The sequence below is a fragment of the Streptomyces sp. NRRL S-495 genome, assembly GCF_000966955.1.
Taxonomy (GTDB): Bacteria; Actinomycetota; Actinomycetes; order Streptomycetales; family Streptomycetaceae; genus Kitasatospora; species Kitasatospora purpeofusca.
In genome coordinates, this window is record NZ_JZWY01000535.1 from 1 (window position 1) to 20935 (window position 20935).

General features: G+C 74.0%; 19 protein-coding genes and 2 pseudogenes. 6 read left to right on the forward strand and 15 right to left on the reverse strand.

Features of this window, described 5'->3' with window-relative positions; genetic code table 11:
- Positions 1-68: 68 nt before the first annotated feature.
- The 3 genes and pseudogenes from VR45_RS26225 to VR45_RS26235 all read right to left on the reverse strand — a co-directional run bounded on the left by VR45_RS26225 (position 69) and on the right by VR45_RS26235 (position 2034).
- Positions 69-883 (reverse strand): annotated as a pseudogene (locus tag VR45_RS26225) (DUF3710 domain-containing protein).
- Between the two features lie 69 nt (positions 884-952).
- Positions 953-1420, reverse strand: a complete 468-nt coding sequence (dut, locus tag VR45_RS26230) for a dUTP diphosphatase (protein WP_045942313.1) — start codon at positions 1418-1420, stop codon at positions 953-955.
- Positions 1417-2034, reverse strand: coding sequence for a PaaI family thioesterase (locus VR45_RS26235; protein WP_045942323.1), 618 nt, complete (start codon positions 2032-2034; stop codon positions 1417-1419). The genes dut and VR45_RS26235 overlap by 4 nt, the downstream gene beginning before the upstream one ends.
- Before the next feature lie 118 nt (positions 2035-2152).
- Between VR45_RS26235 and VR45_RS26240 the strand changes: the two genes are divergently transcribed.
- Positions 2153-2611 (forward strand): DUF3093 domain-containing protein, encoded by a 459-nt coding sequence (locus tag VR45_RS26240; protein ID WP_045942314.1) that lies wholly within the window; start codon positions 2153-2155, stop codon positions 2609-2611.
- 249 nt (positions 2612-2860) lie between these two features.
- Here the strand turns inward: VR45_RS26240 and VR45_RS26245 are convergent, their stop codons facing one another.
- From VR45_RS26245 to VR45_RS26260, 4 genes are all read right to left on the reverse strand, one after another.
- Positions 2861-3160 (reverse strand): DUF4193 domain-containing protein, encoded by a 300-nt coding sequence (locus VR45_RS26245; RefSeq protein ID WP_030396554.1) that lies wholly within the window; start codon positions 3158-3160, stop codon positions 2861-2863.
- 508 nt (positions 3161-3668) lie between these two features.
- A complete protein-coding gene (locus VR45_RS26250; RefSeq protein WP_199926001.1) occupies positions 3669-4646 on the reverse strand; it encodes an acyl-ACP desaturase in 978 nt (325 codons plus the stop codon).
- 310 nt (positions 4647-4956) lie between these two features.
- Positions 4957-6117 carry a HAMP domain-containing sensor histidine kinase gene (locus tag VR45_RS26255; protein WP_045942325.1) on the reverse strand — a complete coding sequence of 387 codons (1161 nt, stop codon included), beginning with the start codon at positions 6115-6117 and terminating at the stop codon, positions 4957-4959.
- Between the two features lie 200 nt (positions 6118-6317).
- Entirely contained in the window at positions 6318-6971 is a 654-nt protein-coding gene (locus VR45_RS26260; protein ID WP_030396557.1) for a response regulator transcription factor, read from the reverse strand.
- Positions 6972-7473: 502 nt separating this feature from the next.
- On the opposite strand from VR45_RS26260, the gene VR45_RS26265 reads away from it, so the two are divergent.
- Positions 7474-7659 carry a hypothetical protein gene (locus VR45_RS26265; RefSeq protein ID WP_030301315.1) on the forward strand — a complete coding sequence of 62 codons (186 nt, stop codon included), beginning with the start codon at positions 7474-7476 and terminating at the stop codon, positions 7657-7659.
- A 169-nt stretch (positions 7660-7828) separates the two neighbouring features.
- Here the strand turns inward: VR45_RS26265 and VR45_RS26270 are convergent, their stop codons facing one another.
- Together VR45_RS26270 and VR45_RS26275 are read right to left on the reverse strand one after the other, a co-directional pair.
- Complete coding sequence (locus VR45_RS26270; protein WP_045942326.1) at positions 7829-8650, reverse strand: inositol monophosphatase family protein; 822 nt, start codon at positions 8648-8650, stop codon at positions 7829-7831.
- 74 nt (positions 8651-8724) lie between these two features.
- Entirely contained in the window at positions 8725-9867 is a 1143-nt protein-coding gene (locus VR45_RS26275) for a ferrochelatase (RefSeq protein WP_045942315.1), read from the reverse strand.
- Between the two features lie 133 nt (positions 9868-10000).
- Here VR45_RS26275 and VR45_RS44465 point away from each other — a divergent pair.
- Positions 10001-11258, forward strand: a pseudogene (locus VR45_RS44465) (MFS transporter).
- Between the two features lie 93 nt (positions 11259-11351).
- Positions 11352-12674 (forward strand): D-arabinono-1,4-lactone oxidase, encoded by a 1323-nt coding sequence (locus VR45_RS26285; RefSeq protein ID WP_045942316.1) that lies wholly within the window; start codon positions 11352-11354, stop codon positions 12672-12674.
- Here the strand turns inward: VR45_RS26285 and VR45_RS47225 are convergent.
- A complete protein-coding gene (locus VR45_RS47225; protein WP_159394360.1) occupies positions 12671-13489 on the reverse strand; it encodes a hypothetical protein in 819 nt (272 codons plus the stop codon). The two genes, VR45_RS26285 and VR45_RS47225, sit on opposite strands and share 4 nt — an antisense overlap.
- A 646-nt stretch (positions 13490-14135) precedes the next feature.
- On the opposite strand from VR45_RS47225, the gene sepH reads away from it, so the two are divergent.
- On the forward strand, positions 14136-15212 hold the full coding sequence (sepH, locus tag VR45_RS26295; RefSeq protein WP_078896846.1) for a septation protein SepH: 1077 nt from the start codon (positions 14136-14138) through the stop codon (positions 15210-15212).
- A 95-nt stretch (positions 15213-15307) separates the two neighbouring features.
- On the opposite strand, the gene VR45_RS26300 is transcribed toward sepH, so the two are convergent.
- Entirely contained in the window at positions 15308-16168 is an 861-nt protein-coding gene (locus tag VR45_RS26300) for a sulfurtransferase (RefSeq protein WP_045942319.1), read from the reverse strand.
- Here VR45_RS26300 and VR45_RS26305 point away from each other — a divergent pair.
- Positions 16167-17102: a VOC family protein gene (locus tag VR45_RS26305; protein ID WP_199926002.1), complete on the forward strand. Its 936-nt coding sequence runs from the start codon at positions 16167-16169 to the stop codon at positions 17100-17102. The genes VR45_RS26300 and VR45_RS26305 overlap by 2 nt on opposite strands.
- A 9-nt stretch (positions 17103-17111) precedes the next feature.
- Here VR45_RS26305 and VR45_RS26310 read toward each other — a convergent pair whose 3' ends face one another.
- From VR45_RS26310 to VR45_RS26325, 4 genes are all read right to left on the reverse strand, one after another.
- A complete protein-coding gene (locus tag VR45_RS26310; RefSeq protein WP_045942320.1) occupies positions 17112-17768 on the reverse strand; it encodes a thymidine kinase in 657 nt (218 codons plus the stop codon).
- Between the two features lie 33 nt (positions 17769-17801).
- Positions 17802-18986 carry a nucleotide pyrophosphatase/phosphodiesterase family protein gene (locus VR45_RS26315; RefSeq protein ID WP_045942321.1) on the reverse strand — a complete coding sequence of 395 codons (1185 nt, stop codon included), beginning with the start codon at positions 18984-18986 and terminating at the stop codon, positions 17802-17804.
- A 166-nt stretch (positions 18987-19152) separates the two neighbouring features.
- On the reverse strand, positions 19153-19752 hold the full coding sequence (locus VR45_RS26320; protein WP_030396568.1) for a DUF5998 family protein: 600 nt from the start codon (positions 19750-19752) through the stop codon (positions 19153-19155).
- 92 nt (positions 19753-19844) lie between these two features.
- The coding region (locus tag VR45_RS26325) for an acetate--CoA ligase family protein (RefSeq protein WP_045942322.1) at positions 19845-20935 on the reverse strand (1091 nt) is incomplete at its 5' end.

Sequence of the window (20935 nt, forward strand, 5' to 3'; positions counted from 1 at the left end):
CCGTCAGAAGCAAATCGCCCCCGCCCGGTGGTCCGGGCGGGGGCGATCGGCGTACTGGGGCGCTGTACTCAGCGGACCTCGGTGATCTCCGGGCCGCGGGCGAACGGGTCGATCGAGGTGCCGCCGAAGCGGTTCTCGCCCTCACCGGTGGGCCCTCACCGGTGGCCGCGACGGCGCCGCCGCCGTCGGCGACCATCTGCGCGTCCTCGGGGAGCTTCAGCACGATCGGGTCGCGGGGCGCCATCGGGGTCTCGCCGCGGACGACGACCGTCTGCCGGAAGACCTGCTCCAGGATCCCGCCCATCTCGGGCTGGACGGCGGCCTGGCCGGAGATGACACCGCGCAGGAACCAGCGCGGACCGTCGCAGCCGACGAAGCGCACCAGCTGCACGCCCTGCGTGCCGTCCGGCAGCTGCACCGGGACCTGGGCGCGGAGGTGCCAGCCCAGCGGGCCCTCCTCCTCCTCGACGAGGCCGCCCTGCGAGGTGATGCCGTTGGCGATCTCCTCACGGACCTCGCCCCAGATGCCCTCCGACTTGGGGGCCGCGAAGGCCTGAAGCTGGATGGCGCTGCTGCCGAGGACCAGGGTCGCGGCCACGATCGCGTCGCCGGCCACCTCGACCCGGAGCTCCATGCCCTCGACACCGGGGACCAGCAGGCCGCCGAGGTCGACGCGGCCCTCCTCCGGGTTCTCCAGCTCGGAGTGGTCCCACGGACCGTCCGGCCGCGGAGCCGGCGGCAGACCGACCCGGTCCGTCGGGTCCACGGTCACGTTCTCGCTCTCGGCGGAACCTTCGACGTCATCGGCCGTCTCGTCGGCGCTGATGGCGTCGTCGGCGAGCTGCTCGACAGCGTCCTCGCTCTTCTGGCGACGACGGAACACGGTCACTGTCCTTCCCGGTCCAAGACCGATGCGAATACCTGCTCGGCTTCCTGCGAGGCCGCGGGCAGCCTAGACCGCGGCGTGACCACCGGTCGACCCGAACCCGCCCTCGGCCCGTGCCGACCCCGGCAGCTCGGCCACTTCGTGGAAGCGGGCCTTCTCGACCTGCTGGACGACCAGCTGGGCGATCCGGTCCCCTCGGCGGAAGCTGACCGCCTCGCGCGGATCCAGATTGACGACGATCACCTTGATCTCTCCACGGTACCCGGCATCGACCGTCCCTGGGGCGTTCACCAGAGCAACGCCGCAACGAGCTGCCAGTCCGGACCGGGGGTGGACGAACGCGGCGTAGCCGTCGGGCAACGCGACGGCGATGCCGGTGGGCAGCACCGCCCGCTCGCCGGGGGCCAGCTCCGCGTCCACGGTGGTCCGCAGGTCGGCGCCGGCGTCGCCGGGCTGCGCGTACGCGGGCAGCGGCAGCTCGGGGTCGAGCCGGCGGATCAGGACGTCGAGGGGCTCGCGGGGGGTGCTGCTCAAGGGTTCACCTCAAAGGTTCGGGCGCGCTGCATCAGGTCGGGGTCGTCGAGGACCTTCTCGATGTCCTCGGGACGACCGTGCTTGGTGAAGTGTTCCAGCTTCACCTGGATGAAGAGTGCCCGTGCGCGCACGGCGACCGGGCCGTCGGGGCCACCGATCCGCGCCTCGGCGGCGCTGTAGATCTTCCGGCCGTGCGCACCGGTTATCCAGGCCCGCAGGTGCAGCGTGGAGCCGACCGGCACCGGGGACAGGAAGTCGGTCTCCAGCCGGCCGGTGACGGCGGGGACGTGCAGCAGCCAGTTGAGCGTGCCGAGGGTCTCGTCCATGGCCGTGGTCAGCAGGCCACCGTGGGCCAGCCCGGGGCCGCCCTGGTGCTCCGGGCGGACGGTGAACTCGGCGGTGACGTCGAGGCCGGTCCCGGCGACCGCGTCGATCCGCAGTCCGCCGGGGTGCTGCGGGCCGCAGCCGAAGCAGTGCTCGTAGTGGGAGCCGAGGCTGGTGCCGGGGGCCGGGGCCTCGGGCGCGCGCGGCGGGAGGACGGCCTCCGGCGGGGGCGTCGCGGGCGACGCCGGGTGGGCCGGGGGCGCGGACTCGCTGGGGGCGGCGGGGGTCAGGGGCGCGGTGGGGGGCGCGGTGGGGGCAGTCGAACCGGTCACGGCGCCCCACCCTACCGACCGGTAGCCGTGCCGGGAGCGGGGGTTGCGTCCGGAGCCCGGTGTATCGACGCCCACAATGGGGGGCATGTACGACGAACGCCTCACCGCGCCGCGCTCCTGGTGGCTGTTCCCGGTCCTGCTCGGCCTCACGCTCGCCCTGATCCTGCTGCGGGTCAGCGCGGTGGGCGCCCTGGTCGGGCTGGTGGTCGGCATCGCCGCCGGCGCCGCCGCGATCAACAGTTACGGCTCCGCCCGGATCCGGGTGGTCCAGGGCTCCCTGGTGGCCGGCACGGCCCGGATCCCGGTGGACGCCCTCGGCTCCGCCCACGCGCTCGGTCCGGCCGAGGCCGCCGCCTGGCGCGGCCCCAAGGCCGACCCGCGGGCCTTCATGCTGCTGCGCAGCTACGTGCCGACCGCACTCCGGGTCGAGGTCAGCGATCCGGCCGACCCGACGCCCTACCTCTACCTCTCCACCCGCTCGCCGATGAAGCTCGCCGAGGCCCTGGAAGAGGCCCGCCGGAACACCCGCGCCTGAGCGGGGCCCCACCGGGGAACGCCCGGTCCGGTCCGGGAAAGACGGACGGGAAAGACGGAAAGGGACGGTACCGCGAGGCGGTACCGTCCCTCGGCGTCTCCGGGAGACGCGTTTCCATCCGTCCGTATGACTGGTGCGTCCGTCGGGACGGACGCCGGAGCTGCCGTCCGGCCCCGCTGCCCGGGGCCGGAAGGGGCGTCGCACCGGTCTCGCGGACACCGCGAGGCCCGAGTCATGACGCCCTGGTCCTCAGGCGCCGCAGTCCCGGCAGATCGGGTTGCCGTTCTTCTCGCTGTACAGCTGGCTGCGGTGGTGGACCAGGAAGCAGCTCATGCAGGTGAACTCGTCGGCCTGCCGCGGCAGCACCCGGACGGAGAGTTCCTCGTTCGAGAGGTCCGCGCCGGGGAGCTCCATGCCCTCGGCCGCCTCGAACTCGTCGACGTCGACCGCGTTGCCGCCCTTGTCGTTCCTGCGGGCCTTGAGCTCCTCGATGCTGTCCTCGTTGAGCTCATCGTCGGTCTTGCGTGGGGTGTCGTAGTCGGTAGCCATTTTTCGCTCTCCCCCTCCGGGTTGTGCGGTGTGTGCGGTATCTCCAGCGCACGTAACGCATGGGGGGTCGGTCTTGTGCCCGACCCGAGGCGGAGATTTTGCCTTACTTCAAGCCCTGTTACTCAATCGACACTCAGCCGGGGGTCCGCCGGGATGATCCACTTGGGCCCTCGACGCCTCACCCAGGGCCATCGCCGGAGCGCGTCGGCGGGCGCCCGACGGACACGCTCCGTGAGCGAAGGTCCGCCGCGCGCCCGCCAATTCCCTTGCCCACCAGGGCGGAGAGCCAATCCTTCGCCCCGCCTCCGATCGCCGTTCCGCTCACGGACGGCGATCGGAGCGATCGGGACGATGATCACTCTCCGGGGTTGCCCCATCCCCTGGAGCGACACGGTGTGAGCTTGGTCACGTTCACCCCCGGGCCGGGCAAAACATGGAAAATCCGCCCAAGCCAGTACGTCTGCCGCAGCCCCCGTCGGAGCCTCCGGAGGGGTGCCCGCCGCCGCGCCTACTGCTTCCGGGCCGCGATCCGCGCCAGCCGGGCCGCCTGCCGCTCGTCGAACTTGGTCGCCTGGGCGTCCAGTCCGTCGAGGAAGACGCCGAGCTCCTCCTGGGCCTGCAGGCCCTCGGGACCGAGGCCCCCGATCTCCATCACCTTGAGGTGGCGCAGCACGGGCTGCAGCACGTCGTCGTGGTGGATGCGGAGGTTGTAGACGCCGCCGAGGGCGATCTGGGCGGCCGCCCGCTCGAAGCCGGGGATGCCGTGGCCCGGCATCCGGAAGTCGGTCACCACGTCGGCAACGGCGCGCATGGCCTGGTCGGGGGCGATCTCCAGGGCGGCCTTCAGCAGGTTGCGGTAGAAGACCATGTGCAGGTTCTCGTCGTTGGCGATCTTCGCGAGCAGCTGGTCCGCCAGCGGGCAGCCGGCGTAGTGGCCGGTGTTGCGGTGCGAGATGCGGGTGGCGAGCTCCTGGAAGGCCACGTAGGCGACCGACTGCAGCATGCTGTGCGCGTTGTCGGACACGAAGCCCTCCGACATGTGGGACATCCGCGCCCGCTCCAGCTCGTCCGGGTCGACGGCCCGGGTGGTGAGCAGGTAGTCGCGAATGGCTATGCCGTGCCGCCCCTCCTCCGCCGTCCAGCGGTGCACCCACGTCCCCCAGGCGCCCTCGCGGCCGAACATGGTCGCGATCTCGTGGTGGTAGCTCGGGAGGTTGTCCTCGGTGAGCAGGTTGACCACCAGCGAGACCCGGCCGAGCGGGGTCACCTTGGAGTCGCCGGGCTCCCAGGCCTCGCCGCCCAGCACACCGGGGAAGTCGCGCCCCCGGCTCCAGGGCACGAACTCGTGCGGCATCCACTCCTTGGCGACCTTGAGGTGGCGGTCGAGCTCCTTCTCGACGACCTCTTCGAGGGCCAGGATCAGTCGCGCGTCGGTCCAGGCGCTCGAACCGAGCGAGGTACTGCGCTGCACGGGGGCGATGGTCACGGATCTGGCTCCTGGGGGAGGTCACGCGCCGGAGGAGCGCGTTGGACGGGCACACCGGAGTACTGGGCAGCCGCACTTACGGTTGCGTAGGTTACGACACCGTAAGTTGCCCGGACCGGAAAAGACAAGCCGCCCCCGCCAGGGCTTATGTCGTCTTGACAGGCCTGGCGGGGGCGGCTGGGAACGGTCGGCGTACGGAGGTCGCCCGCCCCGGGCGGCGGACGGGCCCCAGGAGGGCCGTGAGGGGGTCGTGACGGCTCCGGGAGCCGTCCGGTGGGCACGGGTGCGGGAGGGTGTCCGGGGGCGCCCGCTAGATGCCGGGGATGCGCACGCGCATGGTGAGGCCGCCGCCGGCGCGCGGGGTCGCCTCGATGGTGCCGTTGTGCGCCCGGACCACCGAGCGGACGATCGAGAGGCCGAGGCCGACCCCCTTGTCGCTGCGGGTGCGGTCGGCGCCCTTGACCCGGCGGAACGGCTCGAAGATGTGCTCCAGCTCGTAGCCGGGCACCACCGGGCCGGTGTTGGAGACCACCAGCTCGCCGCCGCCGGGGACCGGGGCGGTGGTGATCTCGACCCAGCCGTCCGGGGAGTTGTAGCGGACGGCGTTCTGGAGCAGGTTGAGCGCGATCCGCTCCAGCAGGATGCCGTTGCCGGCGACCATCGCCGGGTGCAGCGAGGCGCGCAGGTCGACCTCGCGCTTCACGGCCTCGGCCCTGGTCTGCTCCAGCGCCCGGGTGGCGGCCTCGGACAGCTCCACCGGGCGGCGGTCGGTCAGCTCGTTGTCGCTGCGGGCGAGCAGCAGCAGGCCCTCGACCAGCTGCTCGCTGCGCTCGTTGGTGGCCAGCAGGGTCTTGCCGAGCTGCTGGAGGTCGGCCGAGGCCGCCGGGTCGGAGAGCTGGACCTCCAGCAGGGTGCGGTTGATCGCCAGCGGGGTGCGCAGCTCGTGCGAGGCGTTGGCGACGAAGCGGCGCTGGGAGTCGAAGGACCGGTCCAGCCGCTCCAGCATGTCGTCGAAGGTGTCCGCGAGCTCCTTGAGCTCGTCGTCCGGGCCGTCCAGCTCGATCCGCCGGTGCAGGTCGGAGGAGGCGACCTCGCGGGCGGTGCGGGTGATCCGGCCGAGCGGGCGCAGCACCCGGCCGGCCATCGCGTAGCCGGCCGCGAAGGCGATCGCGGCCAGGCAGACCAGCATGGTGAGGGTCTTGCGCAGCAGCATGTTGAGCGCGGTGCTGGCCTTGTCCGTGTGGATGGTGGCCAGGTACTGGTTGAACCCCTCGGTGCTCATCCAGGTGCCGTTCACCCGGACACCGCCCGGTCCGAAGTCCAGGGTCTGCGGCCGGACGTCCTGCATGGCCTGCCGCACGAAGACGTACATCAGCAGCAGCAGCACCACCCCGGCCATCAGGAACATCCCGCCGTAGAGCAGGGTGAGCCGGATCCGGATGGTGGGGCGGAAGGGCAGCCAGGCGAGCATGCCGTCGCCGGGCACGTAGCTCTCGGGCTGGTGCAGTCGGGGGGCGCGCGGCGGGTGCGGGGGCCTGGGCGGAACGGGCGTGCCGGGCACGGCGCGCCCGCCGGAGGGCGCGCCGGAGGGCCCGCCGGCCGAGGGCGGGGTGGTCATGATGGTCCTCTCGGGGCGTCCGCCGGGGCGGGCGCGGGTGGGGGCGGGTCCGGTCAGATCCGGTAGCCGGAACCGGGCACGGTGACGATCACCGGCGGGTCGCCGAGCTTGCGGCGCAGGGTCATCACGGTGACGCGGACGACGTTGGTGAACGGGTCGGTGTGCTCGTCCCAGGCCTTCTCGAGCAGCTGCTCGGCGGAGACGACGGCACCGCCGGCCCGCATCAGCACCTCCAGGACGGCGAATTCCTTGGGGGCGAGCTGGACCGGGCGGCCGTCCCGGATGACCTCGCGGCGGCCCGGGTCGACCGAGATGCCGGCCCGTTCCAGGATCGGGGGCAGCGGGACGGTGGCACGGCGGCCCAGGGCGCGGACCCGGGCGACGAGTTCGCTGAAGGCGAACGGCTTCGGAAGGTAGTCGTCCGCCCCGATCTCCAGGCCCTCGACCCGGTCGCTGATGTCGCCGGAGGCGGTCAGCATGATCACCCGGGTGGCGAGGCCCTGCTCGACGACGCTGCGGCAGACGTCGTCGCCGTGCACCAGCGGCAGGTCGCGGTCGAGGACGACCACGTCGTAGTCGTTGACCGCGATGCGCTGGAGCGCGGCCTCCCCGTCGTACACCACGTCGACGGCCATCGCCTCGCGGCGCAGACCCGTGGCGACTGCCTCGGCGAGCAACTGCTCGTCCTCGACGACGAGAACCCGCACGGTCGTTGTCCCTTCTCCAGGCCGGCCCCGGAGGCGGACGCACGGCTCCGAAGGTGGCTCCATCCTGCCTGGTCCTGCGGTAAAGCAGCGATAAGCTGCCCCGGAGGCAGGTCCGCCCGCAGGTGGCACCGGGCGCCCGGCGGGTCCGCGGCCGGGGTCCGCACCAGGGTCCGCCGCCGGGGTTCGTGGCGGGGTTCGTGGCGGGAACAGTCCGATTGGACTGTGACGCGGGCAACTTTCTCGCGGCGGGAGGTTTCCCCGCCCCGGGGGCGGGGAGGACAGCTGCACACCCGCGATCCGGTTTCTGAGCCGATCGCACCCACCCGCCGTGCGTTCATCCGCGCCGGCCCTGGGGCTCGGGGCGTCACGGGAGCGGCCGAGGGCCGTCTCCGCGCCCGACCGGACATCTTCACCGAACCGGATCGGACGCTTCCGCTGGCTACCGCACACCTGGGGCAGGGGGCGCACGACCGTGCACGTCCGACACAGTAAGGGGGCCCGTATGGACGCCTTCACCGCCGGAATCCTGCAGCGCATCGCCAACGCCGAGCAGGACCTGCACCGCGCGATCGAGGCCGGGGACGAGTTCCTCGCCGAGGTGGAACAGTCCGAGCTGGACGATCTGCGCCGTCTCGCCGCCGAGCACGGCGTGGACACGGTGCTGGAACGCCACCGCACCGCCGCCTGATCCTCCGACCGCCCGACCCGTCGCCGGACCTCCGGCACCAGCGGCCCTACGGGGGCCGTGCGAAAACCCAGGCCCTGGCATCCCCCGTATGTCAGGGCTCTTCGCTGCCCGGGCGTCCCCCGCCGGGTCCGCCCGGGAAGGGCGGCCCGACGGGGGGACCCGGTCCGGGTCACCCGGTGGGCGCCGCCCGGTCCGCCCAGGCGCGCAGGGCGGCCAGCCGCTCCTGGAGCGGCTCGTACACCCCTGGCGCGGCGGCCACGGTCAGCTCGCCGTCCGGGCCGTGCCCGGGGCGGCCGCCGACCAGGGCACCGGCCTCGGCCGCGATCAGGCAGCCCGCCGCCCGGTCCCAGGCGGCCAGGCCGCGCTCGTAGTAGCCGTCCAGCCGGCCCGCCGCGACGTCGCAGAGGTCCACGGCCGCGGCGCCGGCCCGACGGATGTCGCGCACCTCCGACATCAGGGCGAGCACCACCTCGGCCTGCCGCACCCGCACCTCCCGGACGTAGGCGAAACCGGTGCCGATCAGCGCCTGGCCCCACGGCGGCGCCGGGCGGGTGGAGAGCGGCTGTCCGTCCCGGTGCGCCCCGCGACCGATCACGGCGTGGAACAGCTCGCCGCGAGCCGGGGCGTACACCACCCCGACCACCGCGCGCCCGTCCAGCTCGGCGGCCACACTGACCGCCCAGGACGGCAGCCCGTACAAGTAGTTGACGGTGCCGTCCAGCGGGTCGACGACCCAGCGCACACCGCTGGTGCCGGGCCGTTCGGCGCCCTCCTCGCCGAGGTAGCCGTCCTCGGGCCGGCGGGCCGTGATCAGTTCCAGGACGAGCTTCTCCGAGGCCAGGTCCATCTCGGTCACCACGTCGACCGGGCTGCTCTTGGTACCGGCCACACCGAGGTCGGCGGGCCGGCCGTCGAGCAGCAGCGCCCCGGCCCGGCGGGCGGCGTCCAGGGCGACGTCGAGCAGCTCGTCGAGCAGGGCAGGGTCGGGCACGGCGGGGCTGGACACGGTCTTCTCCTCCGGAACGGGGCGGTCGGTGCTCGGCGACGGTCGGTGCTCGGCGGCGGTCAGTGCTCGGCGGCGGCCGGGCGGGGTGCGCGCGGGTTGGGGCAGCAGGCCACCGCGCAGACGTCGTGGCTGGGGCCGAGGGCGCCCAGGGCGCAGCGGGACACCGGCTCGCCGCGCTCGGCGGCGGCCCGCTCCAGGACGAGTTCGCGGACGGCGGCGGTGAACCGGGGGTCGGCCCCGACGGTGGCGGCCCGGGCGACCGGCAGGCCCAGTTCGGCGGCCCTGGCCGTCGCCTCGGTGTCGAGGTCGTACTTGACCTCCATGTGGTCGGAGACGAAGCCGATCGGGACCATCACCACGGCCGGGGCGCCGTCGGCGTGCTGCGCCTCCAGGTGGTCGCAGATGTCGGGTTCCAGCCACGGGATGTGCGGGGCGCCGCTGCGGCTCTGGAAGACCAGCTCCCAGGGGCGGTCCGCGACTCCGGTGCGCCCGGCGACGGCGTCGGCGACCAGCCGGGCCACGTCCAGGTGCTGGGCGACGTAGGCGCCGCCGGGGCGGCCCCGGGCCGGGTCGTCCGGGGCGCCGGAGGTCTCGGCCATGGCGTCCGGGATCGAGTGGGTGGTGAACGCCAGCCGGGCGCCGGCCCTGGCCTCCTCGGGCAGCCGGTCCAGGGCGGCCAGCGTGGCCTCGGTCATCGGCTCGACGAAGCCGGGGTGGTTGTAGAAGTGCCGCAGCTTGTCGACCCGGAGCTCCGGCAGGCCCTCGGCGGCCAGGGCGGCCAGCGCGTCGGCGAGGTTCTCCCGGTACTGGCGGCAGCCGGAGTACCCGGCGTAGGCGCTGGTGGCGAGGACGGCGATCCGGCGGTGCCCGTCGGCGGCCAGCTCGCGCAGGGTGTCGACCAGGTAGGGCGCCCAGTTCCGGTTGCCCCAGTAGACCGGCAGGTCGAGGCCGTGCTCGGCGAAGTCCTTGCGCAGCGCGGCCAGCAGTTCGCGGTTCTGCTCGTTGATCGGGCTGACGCCGCCGAACAGGAAGTAGTGCTTGCCCACTTCCCGGAGCCGTTCCTTGGGGATCCCCCGGCCCCGGGTGACGTTCTCCAGGAACGGCACGACGTCCTCGGGGGCCTCGGGCCCGCCGAAGGAGAGCAGCAGCAGGGCGTCGTACGGGGCGGCGCCGGTGCGGGAGGTGTTGCGCGCGTCGGACATGGGACCGATCCTGCCACTGTGGGCCCGGGGGCCGATGCCGGGACGGCGCCCGGTGTCCGGAAAATACCGATTGCCAAGGTTCGTAAGCTGTCGTTACCAGCCTCGTCCCTTACCCCCGATTTGCGGAGCTCCCGTGCTGTCCAGCTACCGCCAGATATTCGCCGCCCCCGGCACTCTGGCCTTCTCGTCCAGCGGCTTCATAGCCAGGTTGCCGATCTCGATGACCGGCATCGGCATCGTCACGATGCTCTCCCAGCTGAGAGGCTCCTACGGCATCGCGGGCCTGGTGTCGGCGACGCTGGCGGTCTCGGCGGCGGTCCTGGGGCCGATGGTCTCCTGGCTGGTGGACCGGCACGGGCAGCGCCGGGTCGCCGTGCCGGCGACCGTCATCACGATCGCCGCCGCGACCGGACTGCTGCTCTGCGCCCACTTCTCGGCGCCGACCTGGACGCTGTTCGTCTTCGCCGTCGGCATGGGCGGGATGCCCAGCACCGGCGCCATGGTCCGCGCGCGCTGGGCGCACCTCTACCGGGACGAGGCGCCGAAGCTGCACACCGCCTACTCCTTCGAGGCGGTGGTCGACGAGGTCTGCTTCATCGTCGGCCCGATCCTGTCGATCGGACTGGCCACCGCGGTCTTCCCCGAGGCGGGCGTCCTGCTCGCCGGGATCTTCCTCGCCGTCGGCATCGCCCTGTTCACCGCCCAGCGGCGGACCGAGCCGCCGCTGCACCCCGCGCACACCCACACCGGNCCGCAGCGCGATCCTGAACAGCGGCCTGATCGTCCTGGTGCTGACCTTCGTCGCCACCGGGGCGATCTTCGGCTCGGTCGAGGTGGTGACCGTGGCCTACGCCGAGGACCAGGGCCACAAGGCGATCTCCAGCGTGATCCTGGCGCTCTGGGCGCTCGGCTCCTGCATGGCCGGCTTCGTGTTCGGCACCCTGAAGCTCACCGGGTCGATGGCGAGCCGCTTCTTCGGCGGGGTGGTCTTCATGGCGGTCAGCATGGTGCCGCTGCTGCTGGTCGCCGAGTCGGTGAGCGGCGTCGGCGGCCTGGTCGCGGTCGGCGGCGCGCTGCTGATCGCGGGCATCGCCATCTCCCCCACCCTGATCACCGCGATGGCCCTGGTCGAGCGGCTGGTCCCGCCCGCCCAGCTGACCGAGGGCATGACCTGGACGACCACCGGGCTGGCGATCGGTGTCGCGGTCGGCTCCTCGGTCGGCGGCTGGACGGTCGACGCCGCGGGAGCGGCCGCCGGCTACTGGGTGCCGCTGACCGCCGGGGTGTTCGGCGTGCTGACGGCGGCGGCCGGACTCAAGCGGCTGCGGGCCGGGCTGGACGCCGAGCCGGGCAGTCCCGCGTCCGCCGAAACCGTGGACCTCGGACGCTGACCTGCCTTACCCTCCTCCCTACCCGCGGCCTACCCGCGGGTAGGGATTGAGGTGAGCCGACACCCGTTCGGCCACGGAGCAGGAGGCGCCGCAATGCCCCAGGCCAGTACCGCGACCCGCACCCGCTGGACCAACTGGGCGGGCAACCAGAGCACCGTCCCCGCCCGGGTGGTCACCCCCGGCAGTGCGGAGGAACTGGCCAAGGAGATCCTGCGCGCCGCCGACCGGGGCGAGACCGTCAAGGCGGTCGGTGCCGGCCACTCCTTCACCGCGATCGCCTCCGCCGGCCACGGCGTCCTGGTCCGGCCGCAGGGCCTGACCGCCGTGCGCGGGATCGACCACGAGAACGGCACCGTCACCGTCGAGGCCGGACTTCCCCTGCACCGGCTCAACCGGCTGCTCGCCGCCGCGGGCCTCTCGCTCACCAACATGGGCGACATCGAGGTGCAGACCGTGGCCGGCGCCACCAGCACCGGCACCCACGGCACCGGCCGGGACTCCGGGTCGCTGGCCGCCCAGATCCGCGGGCTGGAGATCGTGCTCGCCGACGGAAGCGTCCGGCACTGCTCCCCCACCGAGAACCCGGAGCTGTTCGAGGCCGCCCGGCTCGGCCTCGGCGCGCTCGGCGTGATCACCGCGCTCACCCTCGCCGTCGAACCGGCCTTCCTGCTCACCGCGCACGAACAGCCGATGCGCTTCGACGAGGTGCTGCACCGGCTGGACGACCTCACCGCCGTCAACGAGCACTTCGAGTTCTACTGGTTCCCGCACACCGACCGCTGCTCCACCAAGCGCAACAACCGCAGCCAGGGCCCGGCCGCGCCGCTGCCCCGGTTCAAGGAGTGGCTGGAGGACGACTTCCTCTCCAACACCGTCTGGGAGGGCGCCTGCCGGGTCGGGCGCCGCTTCCCCGCCTCGGTGCCGACGATCGCCGCGCTGGCCAGCCGCGCCTGGTCGGACCGCAGCTACACCGACACCGCCCACCGGGTCTTCACCAGCCCCCGCAAGGTGCGCTTCGTCGAGATGGAGTACGCGGTGCCGCGCGCCTCGGTGGGCGAGGTGCTGCGCGAGCTGCGGACCATGGTCGAGCGGTCCCGCTGGCGGATCAGCTTCCCGGTCGAGGTGCGGTTCGCCCCGGCCGACGAGGTCTGGCTCTCCACCGCCCACGGCCGGGACACCGCGTACATCGCCGTCCACCTCTACCGGGGCACCGCGGAGCAGGGGTACTTCACGGCGGTGGAGCGGCTGATGACCGAGCACGGCGGCCGGCCGCACTGGGGCAAGCTGCACACCCGGGACGCCGAGTACCTCGCCGGGGTCTACCCGCGCTTCGCGGAGTTCACCGCACTGCGCGACGAGCTCGATCCGGACCGCCGCTTCGGCAACGACTACCTGCGCCGGGTGCTGGGCGCCTAGGAGCCCTGGGACGCCTGGGGCGCCTGGGGTGCCTGAGGCGCCTTGGGCGTCCCCGCCGGCTCCGGGGCCGGCGGGGGGACGACGGCGGTGCTCGGCTCCGGGGGCTTCGGGGTCGCGCCGCCGGACGGCTTCGCGGAGGCGCTCCCGCCGCCGGACGGCGCCGAGGGCGTGGCCGACGCGGACGGCTCGCCCGAGGGGCGGGCCGAGGGGGTGCCGGAGGCCGGCGCGGACGGCGTCGCGCCGGAGCCGCCCGACGCACCGGAGGACGGGGAGGCCGTCGGGGCGGAGGACGGACCCTCCCCCTCCGAGCCCGGACGGGCGCCGGGGCTCGGCCGCCCGGAGGCGCCGCCGTCCCGGCCGGCGGAGGGCGAGGGCACGGCGGCCGGCCCGGAGGGCGGTGCGTCGCCCGACGGCTTGCGGTCGACCCGGCCGCCCAGCGAGGTGCCGGTGCCCGACTCGCCCTGGACCGTCGCCGACACCGGCCGGCCGGTCGCGAGCTCGAAGGCGAGGATCGGCACCATCGCGACCGTGAACACCAGGGCCGAGACGGCCGCGTACGTCCGCCAGCTCCACCGGCGCCGCGCCCGGACCACCCGCGGCGTGCTCCACTCGGCCGAACCCGGCGGCGGGGCCGGCTCGGCCCGGTCCGGCTCCGGCGCCTGCCGCAGCCCGTTCGCCAGCTGCCCCGGACCGGCGGTGCGGTCGACCACGCCGCGCAGCTGTTCCCCGGTGCGCCGGAAGAGGTGCTGGAACAGCGCCCCACCGGTGGTCGCGCCGATGCTCACCACCGCCGCGCCGAGAATGGTTCCGTACACCCCGAGTTCGGACGCGAGCACCGCCCCCACCACGGTGGCCAGCGCACTGGCGGCGACCTGAGTCCCACTCAGATCAATTCGCCTGCGACCTTCCTCCGCTCCACCCCGTTCGGGCTTCTGCTCCGGCATCGACATCCCTCGCGTCCGTACGACTGTCCTTCGAACAAGTCACTCCATCCTGCCCAAAGAAGGACACAAGGGGCGAAAATGCGGTTCTTCGCGAGAGATATATGTGAAGATGATCACCGTGCGGCGGTCGATCCTCGGCCATTGGGGTCGTGCGCTCTTGAGATTCCCGTGAATCGCGGGAGACTTGAGCGGCGAGCCGCCCCTTCGGATGCCACGAATGGAGTACTGTTCGTAAAGCCTGAGCCCAGGTCGACTTGTCGACTGCCTATCAACCGGCAGCTTGACAAGGAGCGGTGGCCCAGGCGCGCACGGCGACAACCGGTCCCGGATCGTCGCGTTACTCCACGTGCGAGGACGGTCGGGGCACCCAGGCGCGACGTCGACGGATGACGTGGCAAAAAGGCAACCGTGCCACAGCGGCGTGGCCGGGCGTAAGCCCGACACGCCGGGGAACTCAGCAAGGTTGTGGCCAGTCGCCAGTGGGCAGGCCACACTCAGTACGGGAGCAGCGACGCAGGTGACGTCGGCAGGCACCACCCGGGAGGTAACCGTGCCCGAACTGCGGGTTGTGGCCGTCAGCAACGACGGCACACGGCTGGTGCTCAAGGCTGCCGACAGCACGGAGTACACCCTCCCCATCGACGAGCGGCTCCGGGCCGCCATCCGTGGTGACCGGCCACGCCTCGGCCAGATCGAGATCGAGGTCGAGAGCCACCTCCGCCCCCGGGACATCCAGGCGCGGATACGAGCCGGTGCCTCCGCCGAGGAGGTCGCGCAGGCCGCCGGCATCTCCGTCGACCGGGTCCGCCGCTTCGAGGGTCCGGTGCTGGCCGAGCGCGCCTTCATGGCCGAGCGGGCCCGCAAGACCGCGATCCGCCGGCACGGCGAGGCCCCCGGCCCGCAGCTGGGCGAGGCGGTGTCCGAGCGGCTGGCGCTGCGCGGCGCCGAGAAGGAGACCGAGCGCTGGGACTCCTGGCGGCGCGACGACGGCACCTGGGAGGTCATCCTCTCCTACCGGGCCGACGGCGAGGGCCGCAGCGCGGCCTGGACGTACGACCCGCCCCGGCGACTGGTGCAGCCCAACGACGACGAGGCCCGCGCGCTGATCGGCGAATCGGTCGAGCGCGAGGAGGATTCGGTCTTCCCGTTCATCCCGCGGATCGCCCGACTCCCCCACGACCGGCCGCTGCGCCCGATGATCGACCGGCCCTCGGCGGACCGGATCATGTCGGCCCGCGAGGTCCGGGAGTCCCGCGAGGCGACGGCCGAGTCCCGGGACTCGCTGACCAGCCTGCTGGACGTGGTGCCCGCCTTCCGCGGCGACCTCGCGGTCGGCGCGCCGCCGCCGATCGAACCGGTCCCCGCCGAGGTGGCCGAGGAGGAGGCGGAGCCCGCGGCGGCCGCCCCGGCGGTCGGCGCCGGCTCGGCGTACGCGGACATCCTGATGCCCCGGGCGGTGGCACCGCACCGGGAGCGGCTGGTCGGCACCACCGACCGCCAGGCCGAGGCCGACGGCGTGCGGCCCGGGCGCCGGGCCACCGTGCCGAGCTGGGACGAGATCGTCTTCGGCAGCCGGCGCAAGAAGCAGGAGTAGCACCGCGGTAGAGCGGGGCCTCGGAACAGCAGGGCCGCAGAGCGGTGCGAAGGCGCGGACGACCCCGGTCGTCCGCGCCTTCGGCGTCCGCGGCCTCAGCCGGGCTGGTCGGTGACGGCGACCGGGCGGGCCGTGTCACTGGACCACTCGCTCCACGAGCCCGGGTAGAGGGTGGCCGGCAGACCGGCCACCGCCAGCGCCAGGATCTGGTGCGCGGCCGTCACCCCGGAGCCGCAGTAGACGGCGGTGTCCCGCTCCCCCGCGCCCAGCTCCCGGAACCGGGCGGCGAGTTCGGCGGCCGGACGGAAGCGGCCGTCCGGGCCGACGTTCTCGGTGGTCGGCGCGGAGACCGCGCCGGGGATGTGGCCGGCGCGCGGGTCGATCGGCTCGGTCTCGCCCCGGTAGCGCTCCCCCGCCCGGGCGTCCAGCAGCAGCGCCTCCCGGGCCCAGGCGGCGGCGCCGTCCGCGTCCACCACCGGCAGCTGCCCCGGGACCGGCTTGAAGTCGCCGTCCCCGGCGGGCGGCACCTCGGTGGTGACCGGCAGACCGGCCTCCTGCCAGGCCGCGAAGCCGCCGTCCAGCACCCGGACGTCCGGGTGGCCGGCCCAGCGCAGCAGCCACCAGGCGCGGGCGGCGGCCAGCGAGGTGGCGCCGTCGTAGACCACCACCGGGCGGTCGGCCGAGACGCCGAGGCGGCGCAGCGCGGCGCCGAACTCCTCCGGGTCGGGCAGCGGGTGGCGGCCGCCGCGCCCGGGCGGGCCGGCCGGGGCGGCGAGGTCGGTGTCGAGGGAGACGAAGCGGGCGCCGGGCAGATGGCCGGCGGTGTAGTCCTCGATGCCGGGCGGACCGCCGAGCTGCCAGCGCACATCGAGCAGGAGCGGCGGGCGCCCGGAGTCGAGCGACTCCCGCAAACCGGTCACCGACACCAGCGGGGAGTCATCGTGATTGGTGGTCATGGCGGTCATTCTGGCGCAGGGCCGGGCCGCCCGGCGGGGTGGCGCACTTTGTGCGCTCTTTGCCGGATTTTCCGCGCGGCCCGAGGGTTCGACGAGCGCCACGGTGGAAGCATCACCCTCACTGCGCCGTTTCGTGCGCCGACCGCCCGTTGAGGAGACCTGTCATGCCCGCGCTGACACTCCGGCTGGCCCAGGGCACCCCGTGCTGGGTCAGCCTGATGACCGACGACCTGCCCGGTGCCCGGGCCTTCTACGGCGAACTGCTCGGCTGGACCTTCGCCCCGGGACCGGCGCAGCTCGGCGAGTACGTCCGGGCCCGTCTCGGCGAGGAGCCGGTGGCCGGGCTCGGAGTGTCCGCGGTGGACGGCTTCCCGGTGCAGTGGACCAGCTACTTCGCGGTGGACGACGCGGACCGCGCGGCCCAGTTGGTGCGGGAGTGCGGCGGCACGGTCGCGGTCGGGCCGCTCCAGGCGGAGCGGGCCGGGCGGTTGGCGATCGCGGCCGACGTCTCCGGCGCGGTGTTCGGACTCTGGCAGGGCGAGGAGCACCTCGGCCGGGAGAGCGGGCCGGGGCCGGGCGGACCGGCCTGGACGGAGCTGCTCACCCCGGACGCGGACGGCGCGGCAGCGTTCTACCGCGCGGTGCTCGGGGTGCCGGTGGCCGAGGCCGAGGGCGGGTCGGCACTGCTGGTCGGCGGCCGGCCGGTGGCCGGGATCCGGCGCGGCGACGACCTGCGCGGCCACCCGACGACCGGCGCGGCCACCCGCCGCGCTGGCGAACCCACTTCGCGGTGGCCGACGTCGATCTGACGGCCCGACGGGCGGTCGAGCTGGGCGGCCGGGTGCTGGTGACACCGCAGGACACGCCGCGCGGCCGGGCGGCCCGGCTGGCGGACCCGCGCGGCGGGCACTTCTCGGTCCTGCGGGCGGGCTGACCGCGCTGCTCAGGCCTGCTGCTCCTCGAAGGGGAGGACGTCCGGGGAGAGCACGGCGGCGCGGGCGGTGGCGGCGGTCAGGCGGCGGCGGTGGTGGCGGCGGCAGAGCACCTCGTAGCCGACCTCGTCCTCGCGGACCGAGATGTCGCCGATGACGACCTGCGCGCCCTCGACCACCATGACCCCGCCGACGGTGCGGGCGTTGTGGGTGGCCCGGGCGCCGCACCAGCAGAGTGCCTCGACCTGGAGCACCTCGACCCGGTCGGCGAGTTCGATCAGCCGCTGGGAACCGGGGAAGAGCCGGGTGCGGAAGTCCGTGGTGATGCCGAAGGTGTAGACGTCGATGTCGAGTTCGTCGACCACCCGGGCGAGCTGGTCGATCTGTCCGGGGTTGAAGAACTGGGCCTCGTCGCAGATCAGGTAGTCCACCCGGCCGCCGGCCGAGAGCCGGTGCACCACATGGGCGTGGAAGTCGAACTCGTCGGCCACCTCGACCGCGTCGGCGCGCAGACCGAGCCGGCTGGAGATGGTGGCCGCACCGGCGCGGTCGTTGCGGGTGAGGATGATCCCCTGCCGGCCGCGGGCGGCGTGGTTGTGGTCCATCTGGAGCGCGAGGGTCGACTTCCCGCAGTCCATCGTGCCGGAGAAGAACACCAGTTCAGCCATGGGTGGTGCAAGGGCCTTTCACATCGAGGGAGTTCAGCGGCGGAATTCGAGCAGCGGCACGAACTGCTCGACCGGGGTCATCGAACCGTGCAGGCCGATCATCGCGGACTCGCCGGGCTCGTTGCGGGAGGCGACGACAGCGATGTCGTCGCGGGCGGCGGCGACCACGTCGCCGATCCGGTGGTAGACCCGGTCGTCCACGGCGGGGCCGAACCAGCCGGCCTCGATCGCCTGGTCCCTGGTGGCCACCCACATCCGGTCGCCGAGCACCTCGCTCCAGACCGTGTGGACGTCGGCGGCGGCGCCGGGGACGGCGTAGACGTGGCGGGCGCGGCCCTCGCCGCCGAGCAGGGCGACGCCGGCGCCGAGCTCCCAGTCCTCGTCGAAGTCGATCCGGTCCTCGGGGGCGATGTCGATCATGCCGTGGTCGGCGGTGACGTACATCACTGAGCGCGGGGGCAGCTGTTCGGCGAGCCGGCGGGCCAGCCGGTCGACCGCGTCCAGGGTCATCCGCCACTCGTCCGAGTCCACCCCGAAGCGGTGGCCCGCGCCGTCGAGTTCGCTGACGTACGTGTAGACGAGCGCGCGGTCGTGCTCGGCGAGCCAGGCGGCGGCCCGGTCCATCCGCTCCTCGCCGGTGGTGCGGCCGAGGAAGGTGCCGCCGGAGAGCGCGACCCGGGTGAGCGGGGTCTGGGCGAACAGCGGGGAGGACACCTGGGCGGTGGCCACCCCGGCGGCGTGCACCTGCTCGAAGACGGTGGGGTACGGCTGCCAGACGGCCGGGTCGGTCGGCGGCTGCCAGCGCAGCTGGTTCATCAGGTACCCGGCGCCGGGCACCGCCACCGTGTAGCCGACCAGGCCGTGCAGACCGGGCGGGGTGCCGGTGCCGACCGAGGCCAGCGAGGTGGCGGTGGTGGACGGGAAGCCCGCGGTCAGCGGCCGGCCGGTACCGCCGAGCGAGCCGCCGATCAGCGAGGAGAGGAACGGCGCGTACTCGGGGTGGCGCAGCAGCAGCTCCCAGCCGAGGCCGTCGACCAGGAAGACCACCGCGCGGTCGGCGGGCGCGAGCGGCAGCGTGGCGGTGAAGCCGGGCACGCCGAGGCCGGCCGCCACCGAGGGCAGCAGGTCGCTGAGCGAGCCGCTGCCGTAGGGCGGCGCGGGCGCGGTGGCGGGGTCGAGGAGCTCGAAGGCGTCGTGACCGTCGGGGGCGAAGGGCATGGTGGCGGGGGTGGCTTCCTGGCTGGCCGGAGCGGTCCGGACCCGTGGCGGGCGGTGTCCGGACGGCGGGGGGTCGGCGGCGGTCGGCGCGCGACCGTGCGGGGCGGCGCCGGTCGGCGCGGTGGGTGCGGGTCGGCGCGGGTCTGCGCGGGTCGGTCCGGGGGGATCAGACCCGGGGGCCGCTGGTGACGGTCGCCTCGGAGAGGGCGCGGGCGAAGATCAGGGCCTGGGCCACCGTCTCCGGTCCGTCGCCGGCCTCGCTGACCCGCAGCGACAGGTCGTCGGCGGTGGCGGAGCCGGTGTAGCCGTGGTCCGCCTCGCAGTTCGGGTCGGAGCAGCCGGCCGGTTCGAGGTCGAGCCGCTGGACGGCGCCCCAGCCGATGGTCAGCACCACCTCGCGGGGCAGCGTGCCCGGGGTGTAGGTCTCCGGGTTGGCGACCATCCGGCTGACCACCACGGAGTTGATCCGGTCCAGCCGGACGCTCTCGGTGGAGGTGGTGGCGAGCGGGACGGCGGGGCTGCTCCCGTCCCCGGTCTGCTCGTCGGTGTGGCTGACCACGAAGCGGGTCGGGGTCAGGACCAGCACGGTGACGTGCCGCCGCACCTCGTTGGCGTCGAAGGTGGTCTCCTGGTGCACCAGGTAGGAGCTGATCGGCTCGGGACCCACCGCGGACTCGACCGCCTCGGACACCAGGGCCGGGTAGTAGCCGCTGCGCTCGATCGCCGAACGCAGGTCCTGCGTGGTGGTGGTACCGGTCTTCGCCATAACTCCATCCTGGCATGGTCCGCCGACGAAGCGGGCGGCACGGCGCCGAGCTTCGGACAACGGCGCCCGGGTCCGGACGCAACCAAGGAAGGTTACAGCGTGCTCATGGCGCGCGGGCCCAGATCACTGCGGACCGGCAGGGGCGCGATGCGTACGCGCGCCCCCAGGATCGCCAGTCCGTGCGGGGCGACGACCACCGGTTCGAGGTCCACCGAGGCGACCTCCGGCAGGTCGTCCACCAGCCGGGACACCCTCAGCAGCAGTTCCTCCAGGGCGTCGGTGTCGACCGCCTCGGCGCCCCGCCAGCCGAACAGCAGTGGCGCCGCCCGCACCTCGCGGACCAGTGAGGCGACGTCCTGGTCGGTGGCCGGAACCAGTCGGTGGGCGACGTCGCCGAGCAGTTCGGCGGGGGCGCCGGCCAGACCGAAGGAGAGGATCGCGCCGACCGCCGGGTCGACGGTGGCACCGATCACGGTGTCCACGCCGCGGGGGGCGAGCCGCTGGACCACCAGCGCGGCCTGGGCGGCGCCGCCGAGCAGCTCGTCCAGCTCGCGGTGCGCGTGGCGCAGTCCGGCCTCGCCGGTCAGGTCGAGCCGGACGCTGCCGAGGTCGGGGCGATGGCGCAGGTGCGGGGCGGTGGCCTTGAGCGCGACCGGGTAGCCGAGGGTCGCGGCGGCCCGCACCGCGCTCTCCTCGTCCGGGGCGGGCAGGGTCGGCGAGACGTCGATGCCGTAGCGGGCCAGCAGGGCGGCCGCCTCGGGGTCGGGCAGGGTGATCCGCGCCCCGCCGGGCTGGGTGCGGGCGGCGACCGCGGGGCGGGTGGAGAGTGCGGCGTCGACCAGGGTGCGGGCGCCCGTCTCGTCGATCCGGTCGAGTTCGGGGACCCTGGCGGTCTCCTCGGCCTCGGCCATCCGGCGGCGCCAGTCGGCGTAGTGGACGGCGTGTGCGAGGGCCCGGACCGCCCGCTCGGGGGCGGGGTAGGCGGGGATGCCGCCGGGGCGCAGCCGGTCCGGCAGGTCGGTGAGGGCCAGGTGGGCGAGGAGCAGCGGCTTGCCGGCGGCGCGGGCGCGCTCGCCGGCGGCGAGCAGGGCGGCGGCGATCTCCGGATCGTCGGAGCCGACCTCGGGGCCGTCCGGGCCGGTCGGGCGGTCGGCCGGTCGGTCGGGCGGTCGGAGGCCCCAGG

Excerpts from the sequence above, each read along its gene's own strand:
- VR45_RS26240 (WP_045942314.1), top strand. The coding sequence starts at position 2,153 with ATGGGGGGCATGTACGACGAACGCCTCACCGCGCCGCGCTCCTGGTGG.
- VR45_RS26245 (WP_030396554.1), bottom strand. The coding sequence starts at position 3,160 with ATGGCTACCGACTACGACACCCCACGCAAGACCGACGATGAGCTCAAC.
- VR45_RS26255 (WP_045942325.1), bottom strand. The coding sequence starts at position 6,117 with ATGCTCGCCTGGCTGCCCTTCCGCCCCACCATCCGGATCCGGCTCACC.
- VR45_RS26265 (WP_030301315.1), top strand. The coding sequence starts at position 7,474 with ATGGACGCCTTCACCGCCGGAATCCTGCAGCGCATCGCCAACGCCGAG.
- VR45_RS26275 (WP_045942315.1), bottom strand. The coding sequence starts at position 9,867 with ATGTCCGACGCGCGCAACACCTCCCGCACCGGCGCCGCCCCGTACGAC.
- VR45_RS26285 (WP_045942316.1), top strand. The coding sequence starts at position 11,352 with ATGCCCCAGGCCAGTACCGCGACCCGCACCCGCTGGACCAACTGGGCG.
- VR45_RS26305 (WP_199926002.1), top strand. The coding sequence starts at position 16,167 with ATGGCGGTCATTCTGGCGCAGGGCCGGGCCGCCCGGCGGGGTGGCGCA.
- VR45_RS26300 (WP_045942319.1), bottom strand. The coding sequence starts at position 16,168 with ATGACCACCAATCACGATGACTCCCCGCTGGTGTCGGTGACCGGTTTG.
- VR45_RS26310 (WP_045942320.1), bottom strand. The coding sequence starts at position 17,768 with ATGGCTGAACTGGTGTTCTTCTCCGGCACGATGGACTGCGGGAAGTCG.
- VR45_RS26315 (WP_045942321.1), bottom strand. The coding sequence starts at position 18,986 with ATGCCCTTCGCCCCCGACGGTCACGACGCCTTCGAGCTCCTCGACCCC.
- VR45_RS26320 (WP_030396568.1), bottom strand. The coding sequence starts at position 19,752 with ATGGCGAAGACCGGTACCACCACCACGCAGGACCTGCGTTCGGCGATC.